Annotated in this window: 9 protein-coding genes, 1 tRNA gene, 2 rRNA genes and 1 pseudogene; 10 read left to right on the forward strand and 3 right to left on the reverse strand. The window is 44.5% G+C overall.

Features of this window, described 5'->3' with window-relative positions; all coding sequences use genetic code 11:
* Positions 1–96 precede the first annotated feature (96 nt).
* From M9189_RS03570 to M9189_RS03590, 5 genes and pseudogenes are all read left to right on the forward strand, one after another.
* Positions 97–170, forward strand: a tRNA-Ile gene (locus M9189_RS03570).
* A gap of 85 nt (positions 171–255) precedes the next feature.
* Positions 256–3,080, forward strand: a 23S ribosomal RNA gene (locus tag M9189_RS03575).
* A gap of 105 nt (positions 3,081–3,185) precedes the next feature.
* A 5S ribosomal RNA gene (rrf, locus tag M9189_RS03580) occupies positions 3,186–3,296 on the forward strand.
* Between the two features lie 455 nt (positions 3,297–3,751).
* Entirely contained in the window at positions 3,752–5,164 is a 1,413-nt protein-coding gene (ltrA, locus tag M9189_RS03585; protein WP_250722802.1) for a group II intron reverse transcriptase/maturase, read from the forward strand.
* Between the two features lie 198 nt (positions 5,165–5,362).
* Positions 5,363–6,883 (forward strand): annotated as a pseudogene (locus M9189_RS03590) (IS1182 family transposase); the annotation flags it as partial.
* A 252-nt stretch (positions 6,884–7,135) separates the two neighbouring features.
* Here the strand turns inward: M9189_RS03590 and M9189_RS03595 are convergent.
* From M9189_RS03595 to M9189_RS03605, 3 genes are read right to left on the reverse strand one after another with little or no spacing between them, the layout of a single operon-like run.
* The gene (locus M9189_RS03595) at positions 7,136–7,726 is read right to left on the reverse strand and encodes a flavodoxin domain-containing protein (protein WP_250724634.1); all 591 of its coding nucleotides are present in this window, start codon (positions 7,724–7,726) and stop codon (positions 7,136–7,138) included.
* Between the two features lie 11 nt (positions 7,727–7,737).
* Positions 7,738–9,042, reverse strand: a complete 1,305-nt coding sequence (locus M9189_RS03600) for a hypothetical protein (protein WP_250724636.1) — start codon at positions 9,040–9,042, stop codon at positions 7,738–7,740.
* Entirely contained in the window at positions 9,043–9,963 is a 921-nt protein-coding gene (locus tag M9189_RS03605; RefSeq protein ID WP_250724638.1) for a pseudouridine synthase, read from the reverse strand.
* A gap of 128 nt (positions 9,964–10,091) precedes the next feature.
* Here M9189_RS03605 and glmM point away from each other — a divergent pair, with 128 nt between their 5' ends.
* The 5 genes from glmM (at position 10,092) to M9189_RS03630 (ending at position 17,304) form a co-directional block, all read left to right on the forward strand.
* Positions 10,092–11,480 (forward strand): phosphoglucosamine mutase, encoded by a 1,389-nt coding sequence (glmM, locus tag M9189_RS03610; RefSeq protein WP_250724640.1) that lies wholly within the window; start codon positions 10,092–10,094, stop codon positions 11,478–11,480.
* A 113-nt stretch (positions 11,481–11,593) separates the two neighbouring features.
* Entirely contained in the window at positions 11,594–13,138 is a 1,545-nt protein-coding gene (locus M9189_RS03615) for an efflux RND transporter periplasmic adaptor subunit (protein ID WP_250724642.1), read from the forward strand.
* A gap of 18 nt (positions 13,139–13,156) precedes the next feature.
* Complete coding sequence (locus M9189_RS03620; RefSeq protein ID WP_250724644.1) at positions 13,157–14,512, forward strand: ABC transporter permease; 1,356 nt, start codon at positions 13,157–13,159, stop codon at positions 14,510–14,512.
* Between the two features lie 21 nt (positions 14,513–14,533).
* A complete protein-coding gene (locus M9189_RS03625; protein ID WP_250724646.1) occupies positions 14,534–16,033 on the forward strand; it encodes a TolC family protein in 1,500 nt (499 codons plus the stop codon).
* Positions 16,034–16,044: 11 nt separating this feature from the next.
* Positions 16,045–17,304, forward strand: coding sequence for an efflux RND transporter periplasmic adaptor subunit (locus M9189_RS03630; RefSeq protein ID WP_250724654.1), 1,260 nt, complete (start codon positions 16,045–16,047; stop codon positions 17,302–17,304).
* Positions 17,305–17,370 lie beyond the last annotated feature (66 nt).

The following is a 17,370-nucleotide window of genomic DNA, read 5'->3' on the forward strand; positions in this document are numbered from 1 at the left end:
AAGATCTTCCTGAGAAAAAGCGAAGGAAATCAGCTTGAATGTCTTTTCTTATGGTATTGCATCATTATCATAACACTGCTCTACCGAGCACTACTCAGTCCTGTAGCTCAGTTGGTTAGAGCGCTACACTGATAATGTAGAGGTCCGCAGTTCAACTCTGCGCAGGACTACACAGCACAAAGTAAGAGTGCAGAACGATCATTGACATATTGAATTACAAGAGAAAGACTAGAGGAAAAAAATGCTAAAGCATTAAAGAAAGTAAAGAAGGGCGCACGGCGGATGCCTAGGCTCTCAGAGGCGAAGAAGGACGCGACAAGCTGCGAAAAGCTGCGGGGAGGTGCACATAACCTGTGATCCGCAGATCTCCGAATGGGGCAACCCACCAGGTTGAAGGCCTGGTATCCTGGAGCAATTCAGGAGGCAAACCCGTTGAACTGAAACATCTTAGTAGGCGGAGGAGAAGAAAACAAAAGTGATTCCCCCAGTAGCGGCGAGCGAAGCGGGAATAGCCCAAACCAATCTTGTTTAGGCAGGGTTGGGGTAGTAGGACTGCATAAAGATAATATTAATACGAAGTGGAAGCATCTGGAAAGTTGCATCATAGAGGGTTAAAGTCCCGTACACGTAAGTATGATATTACGAGCAGTATCCTGAGTAACGCGGGACACGAGGAATCTTGCGTGAATCTGCCGGGACCATCCGGTAAGGCTAAATACTCCTGAGAGACCGATAGTGAACCAGTACCGTGAGGGAAAGGTGAAAAGCACCCCTAACAGGGGAGTGAAATAGTACCTGAAACCGTGCGCTTACAAACTGTTGGAGCCCTTTATTGGGGTGACAGCGTGCCTTTTGCATAATGAGCCTACGAGTTATACCTTGCCAGCGAGGTTAAGTGTTGTTAGACACGGAGCCGAAGCGAAAGCGAGTCTTGAAAGGGCGCTAAGTTGGCAGGGATAGACGCGAAACCTAGTGATCTACCCATGGTCAGGTTGAAGTTTCGGTAACACGAAATGGAGGACCGAACCGGTAAACGTTGAAAAGTTTTCGGATGAACTGTGGGTAGGGGTGAAAGGCCAATCAAACTGGGAAATAGCTCGTACTCCCCGAAATGCATTTAGGTGCAGCCTCGATTAAGAGTTATCCAGAGGTAGAGCTACTGATAGGACGCGAGGGCTTCACCGCCTATCAAATCCTGACAAACTCCGAATGCTGGATAATGTTTTTCGAGAGTGAGGGCATGGGTGCTAAGGTCCGTGTCCGAGAGGGAAAGAACCCAGACCATCAGCTAAGGTCCCCAAATGTATGCTAAGTTGAAGAAAACGCGGTATGGTTGCAGAGACAGCTAGGATGTTGGCTTGGAAGCAGCCATTCATTTAAAGAGTGCGTAACAGCTCACTAGTCGAGCGACCGTGCATGGATAATAATCGGGCATCAAGCATACTACCGAAGCTATGGAATGATACTTAGGTATCATTGGTAGGGGAGCATTCCAGTCAGCGTCGAAGCAGTATCGTGAGGTATTGTGGAGCGTCTGGAAAAGCAAATGTAGGCATAAGTAACGATAATGGGGGTGAGAAACCCCCACGCCGAAAGACCAAGGATTCCTGATCAACGTTAATCGGATCAGGGTTAGTCGGGCCCTAACACGTACCCGTTAGGGGAAGTGGATGGCAAACAGGTTAATATTCCTGTACCCGTTATACAACAAAAGTGACGTATAAGAGAGATGTCTGGGTGCTGACGGAATAGCACGCTGAGCTTAGGTTTCGGCCGAAGCGAAGGCAAGCATCTTGTACCGAGAAAAGCGAGTATAACGGCTCGTACCGTAAACGGACACACGTAGTTGGGTTGAGTATACTAAGGCGCTCGAGTGATCCACGGCTAAGGAACTCGGCAAATTAACCCTGTAACTTCGGGAGAAAGGGTTCCTGTTAAGCGATTGACAGGACGCAGAGAAATGGCCCAGGCGACTGTTTAACAAAAACACATGGCTATGCAAAATCGAAAGATTAGGTATATGGCCTGACACCTGCCCGGTGCTGGAAGGTTAAGAGGAGATGTCAGGAGCAATCCAAAGCATTGAATTGAAGCCCCAGTAAACGGCGGCCGTAACTATAACGGTCCTAAGGTAGCGAAATTCCTTGTCGGGTAAGTTCCGACCTGCACGAATGGTGTAACGATCTGGGCACTGTCTCAGCCGTGAGCTCGGTGAAATTGTAATACCGGTGAAGATGCCGGTTACCCGCAACGGGACGGAAAGACCCCGTGAACCTTTACTGCAACTTAGCATTGATTTTGGGTAAGTTATGTGTAGGATAGGCCGGAGACTATGAAGTGGTGCCGCCAGGTATCATGGAGTCGCCGTTGAAATACGGCCCTTGACTTGCCTGAAGTCTAATCCCTCAGAGAGAGGGAGACATTGCTTGGTGGGTAGTTTGACTGGGGTGGTCGCCTCCAAAAGAGTAACGGAGGCTCCCAAAGGTACCCTCATGACGTTTGGCAATCGTCAGTAGAGTGTAATGGCACAAGGGTGCTTGACTGTGAGACCGACAAGTCGAACAGGTAGGAAACTAGGGCATAGTGATCCGGTGGTTCCGCATGGAAGGGCCATCGCTCAAAGGATAAAAGGTACTCCGGGGATAACAGGCTGATCGCCGCCAAGAGCTCACATCGACGCGGCGGTTTGGCACCTCGATGTCGGCTCGTCACATCCTGGGGCTGGAGAAGGTCCCAAGGGTTCGGCTGTTCGCCGATTAAAGTGGCACGCGAGCTGGGTTCAGAACGTCGTGAGACAGTTCGGTCCCTATCTGTTGTGGGCGCAGGAGATTTGAGAGACCCTGTCATTAGTACGAGAGGACCGTGATGGACAAACCTCTGGTGTATCAGTTGTACCGCCAGGTGCAGCGCTGAGTAGCTATGTTTGGAAGGGATAAGTGCTGAAAGCATCTAAGCACGAAGCCTGTCTCAAGATTAGATCTCCATATAAGGGGCGTTAAAGACTATGACGTTGATAGGCTGCAGGTATAAAGGTGGTAACATCAAAGCCGAGCAGTACTAATTACCCGAGACTTTCAGAGCTGGTATTTTAGTCTCAAGTCTTTATCTTGTAATCAATATGTTAAGATATCACTACGACGAAGGTTGTAGCAATGAACAAAGAGAGAGTACAAACTCTAAGATATTTAGGTGGCTATAGCGCAGGGGATCCACCTCTTCCCATACCGAACAGAGAAGTTAAGCCCTGCCGCGCCGATGGTACTGCGTAAAAACGGGAGAGTAGGTCGCCGCCCATCTTACAAGAGAGAGGCTGTCCGATAAAGGGCAGCCTCTTATTTGTGTGCCGTGCATGGTAAATAACTTGGTGGTGCAAGTCCACTATGGGGGTCCATAATCGCCAACCATTAGCTAAGGACAAGGGTATCCATCGCGAGGTGGAATCTGAAGGAAGTCTACGGCAAAATCCTGCCCCGAGGAACACGAATCATATCAGGCACAACCGGTGGGATGAGACTGCAAAACAAGTCAAAGTCCAAAGATTATGCGGACACCGGAGTGTAAATGTGGCGGGGATATGGGATGAAGGTTATTTATCTTACCACGGGAGGTCTCATGGACGTGTGGAAACAGCGTATGAAGCACGGAGTAAAGCTTGCCATGAGAAGTCAGCAGAAGCCATAGTACCACTAAACTCCTCAAAGTGGGAAGGGCAGAACCTTGATTGAGTGAGAAGTAAATGAGGATTACCAACATGAAGGAAAGAAAGCAGAAAATCTTTGCATCATCAAAGACCTGTCCACAGAAAGATAGGACGGCATCCGACGGATATGTGGAAGGGCAGACCTTCATTTGGATAACTGAAAACAACCTCACCACCAATGATTATCGTTTAGGAAACGGATTATTAGAGCATATCCTGTCCCCCTCAAACCTGAACAGCGCTTACAAACAAGTAAAGCGCAATAAAGGAGCGGGTGGAGTAGACAAGATGGAGGTAGAGTCTTTAAAGGACTATCTTGTAGATAACAAGGATAGACTAATACAATCCATCCAACAGGGGAAATACCGCCCCAATCCGGTAAGGCGGGTTTTAATACCCAAAGAAAACGGAAAACAGCGCCAGTTGGGCATCCCCACAGTCGTGGATAGAGTGATCCAACAAAGCATCGCGCAAAAACTGACCTCCATTTACGAGCCTCAGTTCTCATCTCACAGTTATGGATTTAGACCTAAACGGAACGCTCATGGCGCCCTTCGTAAGTGTCGGGACTACATTACCCAGGGTTATGTTTACGCAGTGGATATAGACCTGGAGCGGTACTTTGATACCGTTAATCACAGCAAGTTGATAGAGATACTATCGCGTACCATTAAAGATGGGCGGGTGGTGTCACTTATCCACAAGTACCTAAATGCTGGAGTAATGGATGAAGACCACTATGAAGAAACCCATGAGGGCGTACCGCAAGGAGGACCACTAAGTCCTCTGCTGGGAAATATCCTACTGAACGAGTTGGACCGAGAACTCGAAAGCAGAGGTCATAAATTTGTACGCTATGCTGACGATATGGTCATACTCTGTAAGAGCCGGCGAAGCGCCCATCGGACGATGAAAAGCATCGTTTCATTTATAGAAGAAAAGCTTTTCTTGACAGTCAATCGGGACAAAAGCCAAGTGGCACACGTAAAGGATGTTAAATTTCTTGGCTATACCTTCTATCGCTATAGAGGTGAAGGAAGGCTGAGGATACACCCCAAAAGTGTGGAAAAGATGAAAGCTAAAATTAAAAGGCTAACATCGAGAAGCAACGGATGGGGCAACGAGCGCAGGAAGGAAGCATTAAGTCAATATATTAAGGGCTGGGTGCAATACTTCAAACTGGCCGATATGCAAAAGCTACTGATAAAAACGGATGCGTGGTACCGCCGACGGCTACGAATGGTAATCTGGAAACAATGGAAACGGATCAAAACCAAAGTGGCCAATCTTATAAAGCTGGGTATAAATAAATACAAAGCTTACGAGTGGGCGAACACAAGGAAAGGCTACTGGCATATAGCAAATAGCTTTATCCTATCCAGAACTGTCACAGACCAGCGGCTGCGTTTGGCCGGATACGTTTTCTTATCGGATTATTACAAAGCGGTAAGAGTTGAATATTAAGGAACCGCCGTATACGAGAACCGTACGTACGGTGGTGGGAGAGGACGAAACGGGAATTAATCCCGTTTCTCCTACTCGATTTTACAAAAGAGGCTGTCTAAAAAGATTAGGCAGTCTCTTTTTTTGTTTGATTTTCTTCCTGAAAAAGTTGGTTATATAATTGATATATAGTATATTAATGCTATAAATCAATCCATAATGAAAAAAGTTGTTTTCAAAGAGCTTCCAAACAATCAAGCTCAGTTATTCCCTGAAAACCTCTTGGATCGCATACCAGCAGACCATCCAGTTCGTCTGGTTGATAAGGTTGTAGATCAACTGGATATCTCTTCTATACTAAATAAATACAAAGGTGGTGGTGCTAGCAGTTTTCATCCAAGAATGATGGTTAAAATACTGTTTTACAGCTATTTAAACAACATATTTTCGTGCAGAAAGATTGAAAAGGCTTTACAAGAGAATATTCATTTTATCTGGTTATCAAAGGGCTGTGTTCCAGACTTTAGAACAATCAATTATTTTAGGAGTACCCGTTTGCAGGGAGAAATTAAGACCATCTTTGCAGAAGTAGTTAGATTACTGCATGGTATGGGGTTTGTGAGTCTTCAGGTACAGTATGTTGATGGAACAAAAATAGAAGCTACCTCAAACAGGTACACCTTTGTATGGCGAGGCACAGTTGAGAAAAACAAAGCAAAACTGGAAGAAAGGATAAGGAGTATTCTTAAAGATATTGATAGTCAAATTAAAGAGGACTCAAAAACTCTCAACAAAGAAGATTTGCCCCAATCAATAGACTCAGATTTATTAAAAAGCAAAATAGCTGAGCTTAACACCAGGCTTAAGGATACAAATAAGTCCACATCTAAGCAACTAAAGCAATTACAGGAGGAACACCTGCCACGGTTGGAGAAATACGAGAAGCAACTTGACACTCTGGGTGATCGCAACAGTTTTAGCAAGACAGACGAGGATGCTACTTTCATGCGAATGAAAGAAGATCATATGAAGAATGGGCAGTTGAAACCAGCTTATAATCCTCAGATTAGTACAGAGAACCAGATTATTACCCATTACAGTATCCATCAAACCCCAGGTGATACAAGAACATTAAAGTGTCATCTGGAGGGATTTAAAAACCAATATGGAAGTCATAGCTCTACGGTCGTTGCAGACGCCGGCTACGGAAGCGAGGAGAATTATGAATACCTGGAAGCAAATAATATAGAGTACTTTGTCAAGTACAACTACTTCCACAAAGAACAGAAAAGAGCATTTAAAAAGAATGCATTTCTAAGCCAAAACCTATATTACAACGAACATGAAGATTATTATGTATGCCCGATGGGACAGCATATGACCAATAAAGGTGAAAGAAAAGTGACTTCTGAGAATGGGTATGTATCAAAGGTGACACGTTATCAAGCGCAAAACTGTACTGGATGCCCGTTGCGCGGACTTTGTTTTCAAGCTACCGGTAATCGAATAATAGAGATCAATCACAGGTTAAGGATCCTAAAAAAGAAGGCCAGGGAACAGCTATTAAGTGAACAGGGCCTATATCACAGAAGTAGACGCCCAATAGAACCGGAAGCAGTGTTTGGACAAATAAAACACAACAACAAGTTCACCAGATTTACACTGAAAGGCCTTAAGAAAGTTGAAATCGAGTTTGGCCTGATAGCTATTGCTCATAACTTAAGAAAAATCATAGGCAAAGGTGCGTGTGTTTCAAAAACAGTACTCCAAAATGCAATTTTCTTCTTGTTTGAACCCCTATATGCAAAAATCCAAAAAGGAATATGGAATTTTCGTAAGCATGTTCATCTAAAAATCGAAATCTATTCTTATCAAGTTGCTTAAATTGAAAAAGAGGTTGCCCTTAATTGGACAACCTCTTTCGTGTTGTATATCCCACTATGTGTTGGAAGGGAATAATATGTATTAGGGGAACATTTCAGGGTTTACTTACTAGATACTTTCAAAGATTTCTTTTCCGAATTCCAGGCAGTCCTGTCTTTTAAGATTGTCATACTCTACCATGCCCGGGAATGACTGCATTTGTTCCCTAACTTCAGGTTCCATTAATCCCCAGGTGATCCTGCCAAGGAATACTTTTTGAGGCACATCAACTACTCCGGTTATTTTGCACAAATGATCAGTAAAAAACTGGGTATAGAGCTGATCTGTCACCGGGCGCATCATATTACCACATACTGCAAAGTAAGCCTTGATTTTTGGGGCTAGTTGTTTACGATGTTTCTTAAGATATTCCTGCAGTTGTGGACTTGTCGCAGCACTTCTGATAGAGCCGCCAACAACAATATGGCTGTAGCCAGAAAGGTCGGGATTCTCCTTTACGTCGAAGACCTCAGCTATTCCGTTCATACCTTCCGAGATCCAGACTGCTGCGTCGCGTGACGAACCGCACCATGTGCTGTAAAGGATGGCCCAGTCAGTATCTTTTTTTGTTGGGTAGAACTTCAGTGCGGAAGCTTTTCTGGGTAACATCATAGCTCCGGCTGCAAGGAGCGAAACTTTAAGGAAATCTCTTTTTTTCATGTGTGTACCTGTTAATTTTTGGATTTGGTTTTTATTAGTATGCCTAGTTTGATAGCCAGATTATCTATAGTACGCTGCATTGCATATGGTCCATAGCGATAGTGAAGGGACAGTCCGCAACTTACAAATTCATGTCTTATCAATTCAGCAAAATAAATACCAGATTCAAAATAACCTTTTTCGAACGTTTTTGCAATTTCATCAAATGCTGGAGATAAGTTACCTACGCCACCTGATGATGAAAAGATTATCAGGGGTCTGAAACCATAAGGCTTATCCTTTCCTGTTTGAAGTGAAGCCCTTAAGTAAAGAATTGCAAAACTTGATGCGGCAAATTCGGATGGACTCATAGTGGCAAAGGAATAGCGTGACTCTATACCAATGAGCCTACTCCTTGTACCGAAGGCACTATATAAGTGAGATGCCTGTAAGTCTCCTCTTATAATTGCAGCAGTCATTCTTACATCTGTAGTCCATACAGCTGACAGAGGTACAGATATTTCAGCCTGGGTTTCCAACCTGATATATTCGTAAGGCACTGTCTTATTGCCCTGTCCAAAAAAGACATTGGTCCAGATGGTTGTAGCAGTTTCCTTTTTTGTATGCCATTTGAGGCGAAGTCCGGCTTCATTGCCTTGGAGATCACCGAGATTAGTAGAGTCGGTAAGGAAGGGGTAGAGTTTCCTGGGCGACAGATTGGCGTGGTTCCAACTCAGTTCGCCTTTGAGTGAGGCACTTAGTTGTTGGGTAACAGCAATTGAGTACTTGCGTGTGAGATCAACGCTTTCTGTTGCAAACATCTTAAATACTTCATCTGAGAAGGGCTCCACTCCTTCAAGGAAGTAAAAAGTCCCTGTTGCATTCAGGTCTTTTTGAAAAGCCAGGTCAAGGTAGGATGATCTTGAAGCTTCCAGGTAGAGTCGAAAGAAAGCTCCGTAGTTGTTGTCTTCTGAGCGAAGGCTTCTTGAATAAAAACCACCTGTACTGAAGAGTTCAGAAAGAAAGGCGTTGGTCCTGAGACCAACGCCCGGTTTAAATCCTTCGTAATGATTGTAGTTGATCAACCTACCTAGTTGGACACTAACAAATCCTGCCGGCATCCAGCCTTCGGCCATTTCTTCATTAAAGACACGTTCTGCCTTAAGGTAGTGTTCCCTCTCCAGACTGTCGATAAGGGCAACAAGTGCAGAATCGCTTTGTGGGATATGACGAATAACTTCATTGCCTGTCCCTGTTTGCTGTGAGAATAGGGAGGGCATGGTAAGAATGAAAACAACTATACAAAGCGACTTTGCGCAGGCATGGAGGCGTCCCATTTATTTCATCAGTCCGGTTTTCAGGTTTCTAATCTCTTCCTTAGTGAGGAAGCGCCAGTGACCTTTGGCAAGATTCTTTTTTGTCAGACCTGCAAAGTACACCCTGTCGAGCTTTTCAACTTTGTATCCGAGGGTTTCGAAGATCCTTCTTACTACCCTGTTTCGTCCTGAGTGGATCTCAATACCAATCTGGGAATGGTCGCTCTCATCAGCATATCCTATGTCATCTGCCTGAATCAATCCGTCCTCCAGTTCGATACCCTTTTTAATATCAGTCATATGCTGACGGGCTATTGGCCTGTCGAGGAATACATGGTAAATCTTCTTGGTCAGAGATGACGGGTGCGTGAGCTTGCGTGAGAGTTCTCCGTCATTTGTTAGAAGCAGCACTCCTGTGGTGTTTCTGTCGAGACGACCAACAGGGTAAATTCTCTGAGTACAGACCCCTTCTACAAGGTCCATCACAGTTCGTCTTCCTTGGGGATCATCGGTTGTAGTAACCATATCCCTTGGCTTATTTATAAGGATATAAACCTTTTCTTCGGGATTGAGTCGTTTGCCATTATAGCGAACATCATCACTCACCTTAACCTTAGAACCGAGTTCGGTCACTACCTTGCCATTGACAGTAATCAGTCCCTGGGTAATAAGTTCATCAGCATCCCTTCTGCTGCATACCCCACTGTTGGCAATATAACGATTTAGCCTAATGGCTTCACCTTCGTCAAATACTTTCTCAGTTGGTTTTTGTACGGGTCTGGTGCGGGCTTTGGGTGCATTATCTCTGGCGGCAAACTCGCGTTTGCCGGCATATGCGCCTTTTCCGGTCCTTACCCCTGGTTTTGAGCCTGCTTTATCCTGCTCCGGTCTTGACCTTTTTCCGGCAGGCCCACCTGAATTAAAATCCTTTTTGTTTCTCATTTTATTATATCCAAAATCACTGCAAAGTTGCGAAAAATTAATGGGCTTACACCTCTTTTTCAGCTATCTTTGCTACTGCAGCGGGAAAATACCCTTGCATAAAGATACAACATGAAAAAACAAGTAAAATGACATTGATAAAATCTATTTCAGGAATCAGAGGTACTATCGGTGGTCAGTCCGGTGATGCCCTAACCCCAATGGATGTTGTAAAATTCTCATCAGCATATGGAACCTGGATTAAAGGAGCCTTTCCGGGGATAAAGCCAAAAGTTGTTGTAGGTCGTGACGCCCGCATATCGGGTGAGATGGTGAGTCGCCTGGTTACAGGTGCACTGATTGGTCTTGGTATTGATGTTATTGACCTTGGGTTGATGACTACACCGGGTACCGAACTGGCAGTTACGCATTTTAATGCGCAGGGAGGTATTATAATTACTGCCAGCCATAATCCCAGACAATGGAATGCATTGAAGCTGCTCAATTCATTGGGTGAGTTTTTGTCAGCCGCTGACGGTGAGATGATTTTGGATATTGCGGCTAAAGAGGCCTTTGATCATGCTGAAGTTGATCAACTGGGCACGTTGACTGAGGAGCCTGGTTTTCTGGATGTGCACATTAAGCATGTGCTTGATCTGGAGCTTGTCGATGTTGAAGCAATCAAGAAGGCAGACTTTAAGGTAGCTATTGACTGTGTCAACTCAGTAGGCGGCATTGCAATACCAGCCTTACTTAAGGCACTTGGAGTAAAGGAAGTAATTGAGCTATACTGCACCCCCAATGGTCAGTTTCCCCACAATCCAGAGCCACTGCCTGAGCACCTCACAGAGATTTCAGACCTTGTAAGAAAGGAAAAGGCTGATGTAGGCTTCGTGGTTGACCCTGATGTAGATCGCCTGGCAATTATCAATGAGGACGGCAGCATGTTTGGCGAAGAATACACCCTTGTTGCGGTTGCCGATTATATCCTTAGCCGCACTCCCGGCAATACTGTATCAAACCTTAGTTCAACAAGGGCTCTGCGTGATGTAACAGTGAGACGTGGAGGTAGCTATGCTGCCGCTGCTGTTGGAGAGGTAAATGTAGTTACTAAAATGAAGGAAACCAATGCAGTGATAGGTGGCGAAGGAAATGGTGGTGTAATCTATCCTGCAAGCCATTGCGGTCGCGATGCCCTTGTAGGCATCGCATTATTCCTGACTCACCTTGCCCATGAAGGAATCAGCTGTTCGGCACTTCGTTCGCGTTATCCTTCATATATAATGTCCAAGAACAAGATAGAGCTGACACCCGGTATTGATGTGGATGCAATACTAAGTAAGGTTAGAGACTATTACAGCAAGGAGAAAGTAAATGATATTGACGGAGTGAAGATTGACTTTTCGGATTCATGGGTTCACCTGCGCAAGTCTAATACAGAGCCGATAATCAGGATATATTCTGAAGCTCCATCAAGGGAAGCTGCTGAAGAACTGGCCGGTAATGTGATGAAACTGATTAGGGAATTTGCCGGCTAAATCTTTGACCGAAAATTTCAGACGGTATAATTTACCTTTTTATTTGTATAAATGCCCAAGGAGATTAAACCTTGGGCATCTCATCTTGTCTCACAGGAAACTATTCTTCGAACATGCAGAAAAATAATAAGCTAATCAGGATCGCTGCAATAGGTCTTGCAGCAGTGATATTGATCTTTGTAGGGTACCGCTTGTTAAAGAATAACAAAATCATACATGAGGTTTTGATTGAGGTACCCGTACAGCGTGGGGATTTTACTGGAGTTGTGTTTTCGACCGGGCAGTTGCTGGCCGAGAATTCAACCTTTATTGAAGTTCCCAAAGAGCTGTCAAGTCGTAACATTAACATTTTTGAGATTCAAATCACAGAGTTGGTAGAGGAAGGTACTGTGGTACAACAGGGTGACTTTGTTGCATCCCTCGATCACAGTACTGTTGAGGAGCTGCTTACAAATGCAGAGGAAAACCTCAAGAAGGCATTGCAGTCTCTGGAAGATGCGAGGATCGATACCAACATTAATATGAGCAACCTGCGCGATGGATTGCTTAATGCCAAGGTTGAAGTAGAAGAAAAAAAGCTTGTGCTTGAGCAGTCGGTGTATGAGTCGCCTGCCGTTAAACGTCAGGCAGCTCTTGATCTTGAAAGGGCAGAGCAGAACCTCCTGCAGTTGCAAAGAAACTATGAGTTGAAGGAAACTCAGGCCAGAAACACAGTGCTCAGGGCACAGGATGAAGTTCGTCGTAACCAGGAGATAGTAAGAGATATTCAGAATCTGTTTCAAGCCCTTGAGATTAAGGCTCCTATGCCTGGTATGGTTATTTATTCTTATGACCGTATGGGCAATAAGATCAAGGCCGGTAGCTCGGTAAGCCCCTGGGCCTCAATTATTGCTGAGTTGCCCGACCTTTCATCAATGATATCCAAGACATATATCAATGAGATAGATATTTCAAAGATTAAGAAAGGTCAAAAGGTTAAAGTTGGAGTTGATGCCTTCCCCGATAAGGTCTTTGACGGAGAGGTAATATCAGTTGCCAATATCGGTCAGACACTGCCAAATGGAGATACTAAGGTATTTGAGGTAATAGTGAAACTGTTTGGTTCGGATCCTGAACTGAGACCTGCGATGACAACAAGTAATATTATTACTGTAAGTGATCAGAAGGATGTGCTTTATATACCGCTTGAGTCAGTATTCAGGACAGACTCAACAAACTATGTATTCACCTATAAGTCAGGACTAGTAAGGCAGATTGTTGACCTTGGACCTGAAAACAGCAGTCATGTTGTAGTGAACAGGGGACTTGAAGAAGGTCAGATAGTAGTGATGAATGCCCCTGCTGATCCTGAGAGTTTGCCATTACTTGGAACTGACATATATGAGGACCTGCTAAAGAAGGCAGAGGAAGCAAAGAAGGAAGCTGCGGAGCGTCAACAAAGAGAAGCTGAAGAGAGTGAAGCTGACTCTGAAGGCTTTGGTCAATTTCCTGGTGGTCCCGGAGGACCAGGTGGTTTTCAAGGTGGACAACCAGGACAGGGTGGTCCTGGTGGTCAGGGAGGCTTCCAGGGTGGTCAGGGAGCTCCAGGTGGTATGTCTGCAGGTGGCCAGGGCGGTCGTGGAGGAGAGAGGAGAATCACACCTCCGGGTAGTAATTAATATTTAAATATCCAGAAGATGAATATAATACATCTTTTTACCCGATACTTTCATGATGTGATTATTGCCGTAGAGGCAATCCTCGCAAACAAGATGAAGTCAATGCTTACTGCATTGGGTATCATGTTTGGTGTGGCTGCGGTAATCAGCATGTTGGCAATCGGTAAGGGTGCACAGCAGGAAGTGTTGGAGCAAATCAAACTGGTTGGAGTAAATAATATTATAGTAACACCTTCAGAGACAGCCTTGGGTTCACCAGACGCACCCAGTGGTGGAGGCATTGGGTCAGTTAAGAGATTCTCCCCAGGTTTGACACTTAGGGATGCTGAAGCTATCCAGGCGGCTATTCCAACTGTCAACAAAGTTAGTCCGGTGATATCCCTCAATTATCATGCTGTACTCAATGGAAAGAGTTATCCTGTGTCACTAGAAGGGGTGTCTCCTTATTACTTCGAGTTGCTTAACGTGCAACTGGCTGACGGAGAAATTTTTACGCAGGATCAGAGCGAAAGGGGACTCCCTGTTTGTGTTATAGGTGATAATATTAAGAACAGGTTCTTTTCAACAGAGGATCCGATTGGCAAGTATATTAAGTGTGGGGACACCTGGTTACAGGTAATCGGACTTATTGAAAGACGTGACTTCACAGCTTCTGCATCTGACGAACTAGGTATCAGCAGTACTGACAACAAGATATTTGTGCCTGTCAAGACTATGTTGCTGAGGTTCAAGGATAGGGCAAGAGTTGATCCGGAAATTCTGGAGAGTGTTACCAGAGCCGGTGCCAATAGCACTGTGTCGGGCGATCAGGCGGCAACTAAGGCAGAGGACCAGCTTGATAAGATTATTATTCAGGTTGAGGAAACTGAGCACCTTGGAGTCACTGCTGATATAATAAAGAGAATGCTGCTTCGTCGTCATTCAGATATTTATGATTTTGAGGTTACTGTTCCCGAGTTATTGCTTAAGCAACAACAGAAGACCAATGATATTTTCAACATAGTGCTGGGGGCTATTGCTTCAATATCCCTTGTAGTTGGAGGTATCGGCATTATGAATATTATGTTGGCTTCAGTCTGGGAAAGAATCAGGGAGATAGGTACACGTCAGGCCATCGGAGCATCCCGAAAGGATATTATTGTACAGTTTCTGTCAGAATCCACTCTTATCAGCGTAAGTGGTGGTATGATCGGAATTATTCTGGGTGTGATAATGGCCCGGCTTATTAATGTGATGGCAGATATCCAGACCATAGTAAGCGTATTCTCAGTTCTGGTGGCCTTTGGAGTATCGGCCACGGTAGGAATAGTCTTTGGCTATATCCCTGCAAAGAGGGCAGCCAATCAGGATCCTGTGGAATCGTTGAGACATTGACCTTAAAATATTGAAAACGAAATGAGTAAGAGTGCTATGAGATTAAACCATGTATTAATACTGCTCATGATGGTTTTGCTGCCCGTTTCAGCAAAAAGCCAGAACAGGGAAGTTATAGAAGTTAACATGACTCTGGAGGAAGTCATTGAGATGGCGCAGAGGCAATCCCTGTCCTATTTTAGGGCCAAGAACATGTACCTTGCGGAGTATTGGTCATTCAGAAGTTTCAAGGCCAGCAGACTGCCGAGTTTGAACCTTACTGCAACACCTGTAGCCTATACTAATTCAATTATCCCGTTGCAGGACGGAGTTGGATACCGTAATAACTACAGTTTTGTATCGAATGGGGCCTTGTTTATACGTCAGAATGTGCCATTAACAGGTGGTACTTTTGATATTACTTCAACTTTGTCAAGAACATACGACTACGAAACCGGGAATACCATATTTTCTTCGGCTCCGGTAAGTATTGGTTTTAAACAATCACTAAATGGATATAACAGGTTTCGCTGGGAGTCTAGAATGTCACCTGTTCAATTTGAACGTGCAAAGCTTGCTTTCATTCAGGATCTTGAGGATATAGCATATAATGCAACAAACTATTTCTTTAATGTAGCCACGGCTGAGATTAATGTCCGTATAGCCGAAATCAACTATGCCAATGCCGATACTCTTTACAGGATTGGAAAGGGGCGTTTTGAGATTGGTACCATCACTCAGGATGAACTATTGGATCTTGAACTAAGTCTACTTAATGCAAGGCTAGAAGTAAGCAAATCTGATATCAATCTGAAGCAGGCCAAAGCTACTTTGAATTCATTTCTTGGTATTGCAGATGATATTCATGTTAATTGCGTTTTGCCTGATAAGTTGCCTCCATTAAGAATTAATGTCGATGAAGCGCTCAACCTAGCGTTGGAGAATAATCCGGATATTTTGGGTTATAAGCTACAGTTGTTGAGAGCAGAGCGGAATGTGGCTGAGACAACGGCAAACACGGGGCTTAGCGCAAATATAGAAGCCAGTCTCGGTGTAAACAGGAATGCTTTGGAATTGAGTGAGGTGTATGAGAGTCCATTTATGCAACAGCAAAGGGCAAACATATCACTTAGTATACCGATTATTGACTGGGGTAATAGGAAGGGACAAATTCAGATGGCTAAGGCCCAGAAGGATGAAGTTGATGCATCAGTCAAGCAGTCACTTGTAGATTTTGAGCAGAATGCATTGATTACTTTCCTCAATTTCAACCTTCAGGAGGATCAGGTGGCAATTGCTGCCAAAGCTGATACTGTTGCCCAGCTTGGATTTGATGTAACAATGCAGCGTTTTATGATAGGCAAGGTTGACGTTATTCGTCTGAACTCAGCCAGAAATAGTCTGGATGCTGCAAAGAGGAACTATATATCTGCACTTAGAAACTACTGGACAAGTTATTACGACATCCGTAGAATTGCGATGTATGATTTTATTAACCGTCAGTCCCTGATCAGGGAGCTGGATGAGTTCTTACAACGATAGAGAGGTAGCTTATGAAAAAGAGACTATGGCAATTGGTTGTGCCTGTAGCTGCGGTGATTCTGACACTGGTTATCTATGGTATTACGACAAGGGAGAAAGATGACGAACCGGATGTAGTAAGGGTTGAGAAGGGAGTCTTTGAGGTTGTCGTGACCGGTATGGGAGAGCTGGAGGCCCTTGAGTCAACAGACATAATGATTCCGGAAGTACTTAGAACCAACGAGGTCAGGATTAGGCAGATCACTATCACTGACATTGTTAAGGAAGGAACCATGGTTAAGAAGGGCGACTATGTTGCAACACTTGACCCGGCTGATGTTGAGGAAAGGATGAGGAGTGCAGAAGATGCACTGGAGTTGTATCGCAACAACCTTGAAAATGCCAGGATAGACAGTTCACTGGCCCTTTCAAGTGCCCGTGATGAAATCAGGCAGGCCCGTGACCTTGTGACAGACAGAGAAATTAAGTTGGAACAGTCTATATATGAATCTGCTGCTGTTCAAAGGCAGGCTCAGATTGCACTTGAGACAGCCCAAAGATCGCTTGAGCAAAAGCTGCGTAACTATGATCAGTTGAGAAGGCGTTACAGGATGCAGGTTGAGCGCATCGAGGAGAATCTTGCCGACCAGCAGGAGTATATGGATAAGCTTATTCAGCTCAAACGCGATCTTATTATTAGGGCACCTGCCAACGGTCTTGTAGTCTATGCACGTGATGGACGGAATGAAAAAATAAAGGTTGGCTCACGGGTAAACCGTTGGAGTGCCCGCATTGCCATGTTACCTAATCTGTCTACATTGCAAGCCATTGCATATGTAAAGGAAATTGACATAGCCAAGATTCGTCCGGGTCTGTCAGTAAGGGTAAGCATTGATGCCTTTCCTGAAGATCAATTCTCTGGTGTTGTAACCCGAGTTGCAAATATCGGACAGGAAGTTCAGGGTGAGTTTTATAATGCCTTCAAGGTAGAGATAAAGGTTGATCCTTCCGGGAAAGAGTTGTTGCCAGGTATGACAACCACCAACAATATTGTTGTAGAGTCTATCAGGGATGCTGTTATGGTGCCTCGTCTTGCAGTATTCAAAGACTCGTTATTAGGAGACTTTGTATATAAACGTGAAGGCCTTAATCTCGTTAAACAGCAGATAAAGACCAATGGCGAAAATGATCTCTATTACATGATCCATTCAGGCCTAAAGCCGGGTGATAAGGTAATGATGAAGGAGCCTGTAAAGAAGGATAGACTGGCTGTGCATCACCTTGAGGAATAGGCCTGTTTATGCGGTCTTGAATGCTCCACTTACAGAATTACTGACCTGGTTGTTAATTGAAATTAA

The sequence above is a fragment of the Xiashengella succiniciproducens genome, assembly GCF_023674465.1.
In the GTDB taxonomy this organism is placed as follows: domain Bacteria; phylum Bacteroidota; class Bacteroidia; order Bacteroidales; family Marinilabiliaceae; genus Geofilum; species Geofilum succiniciproducens.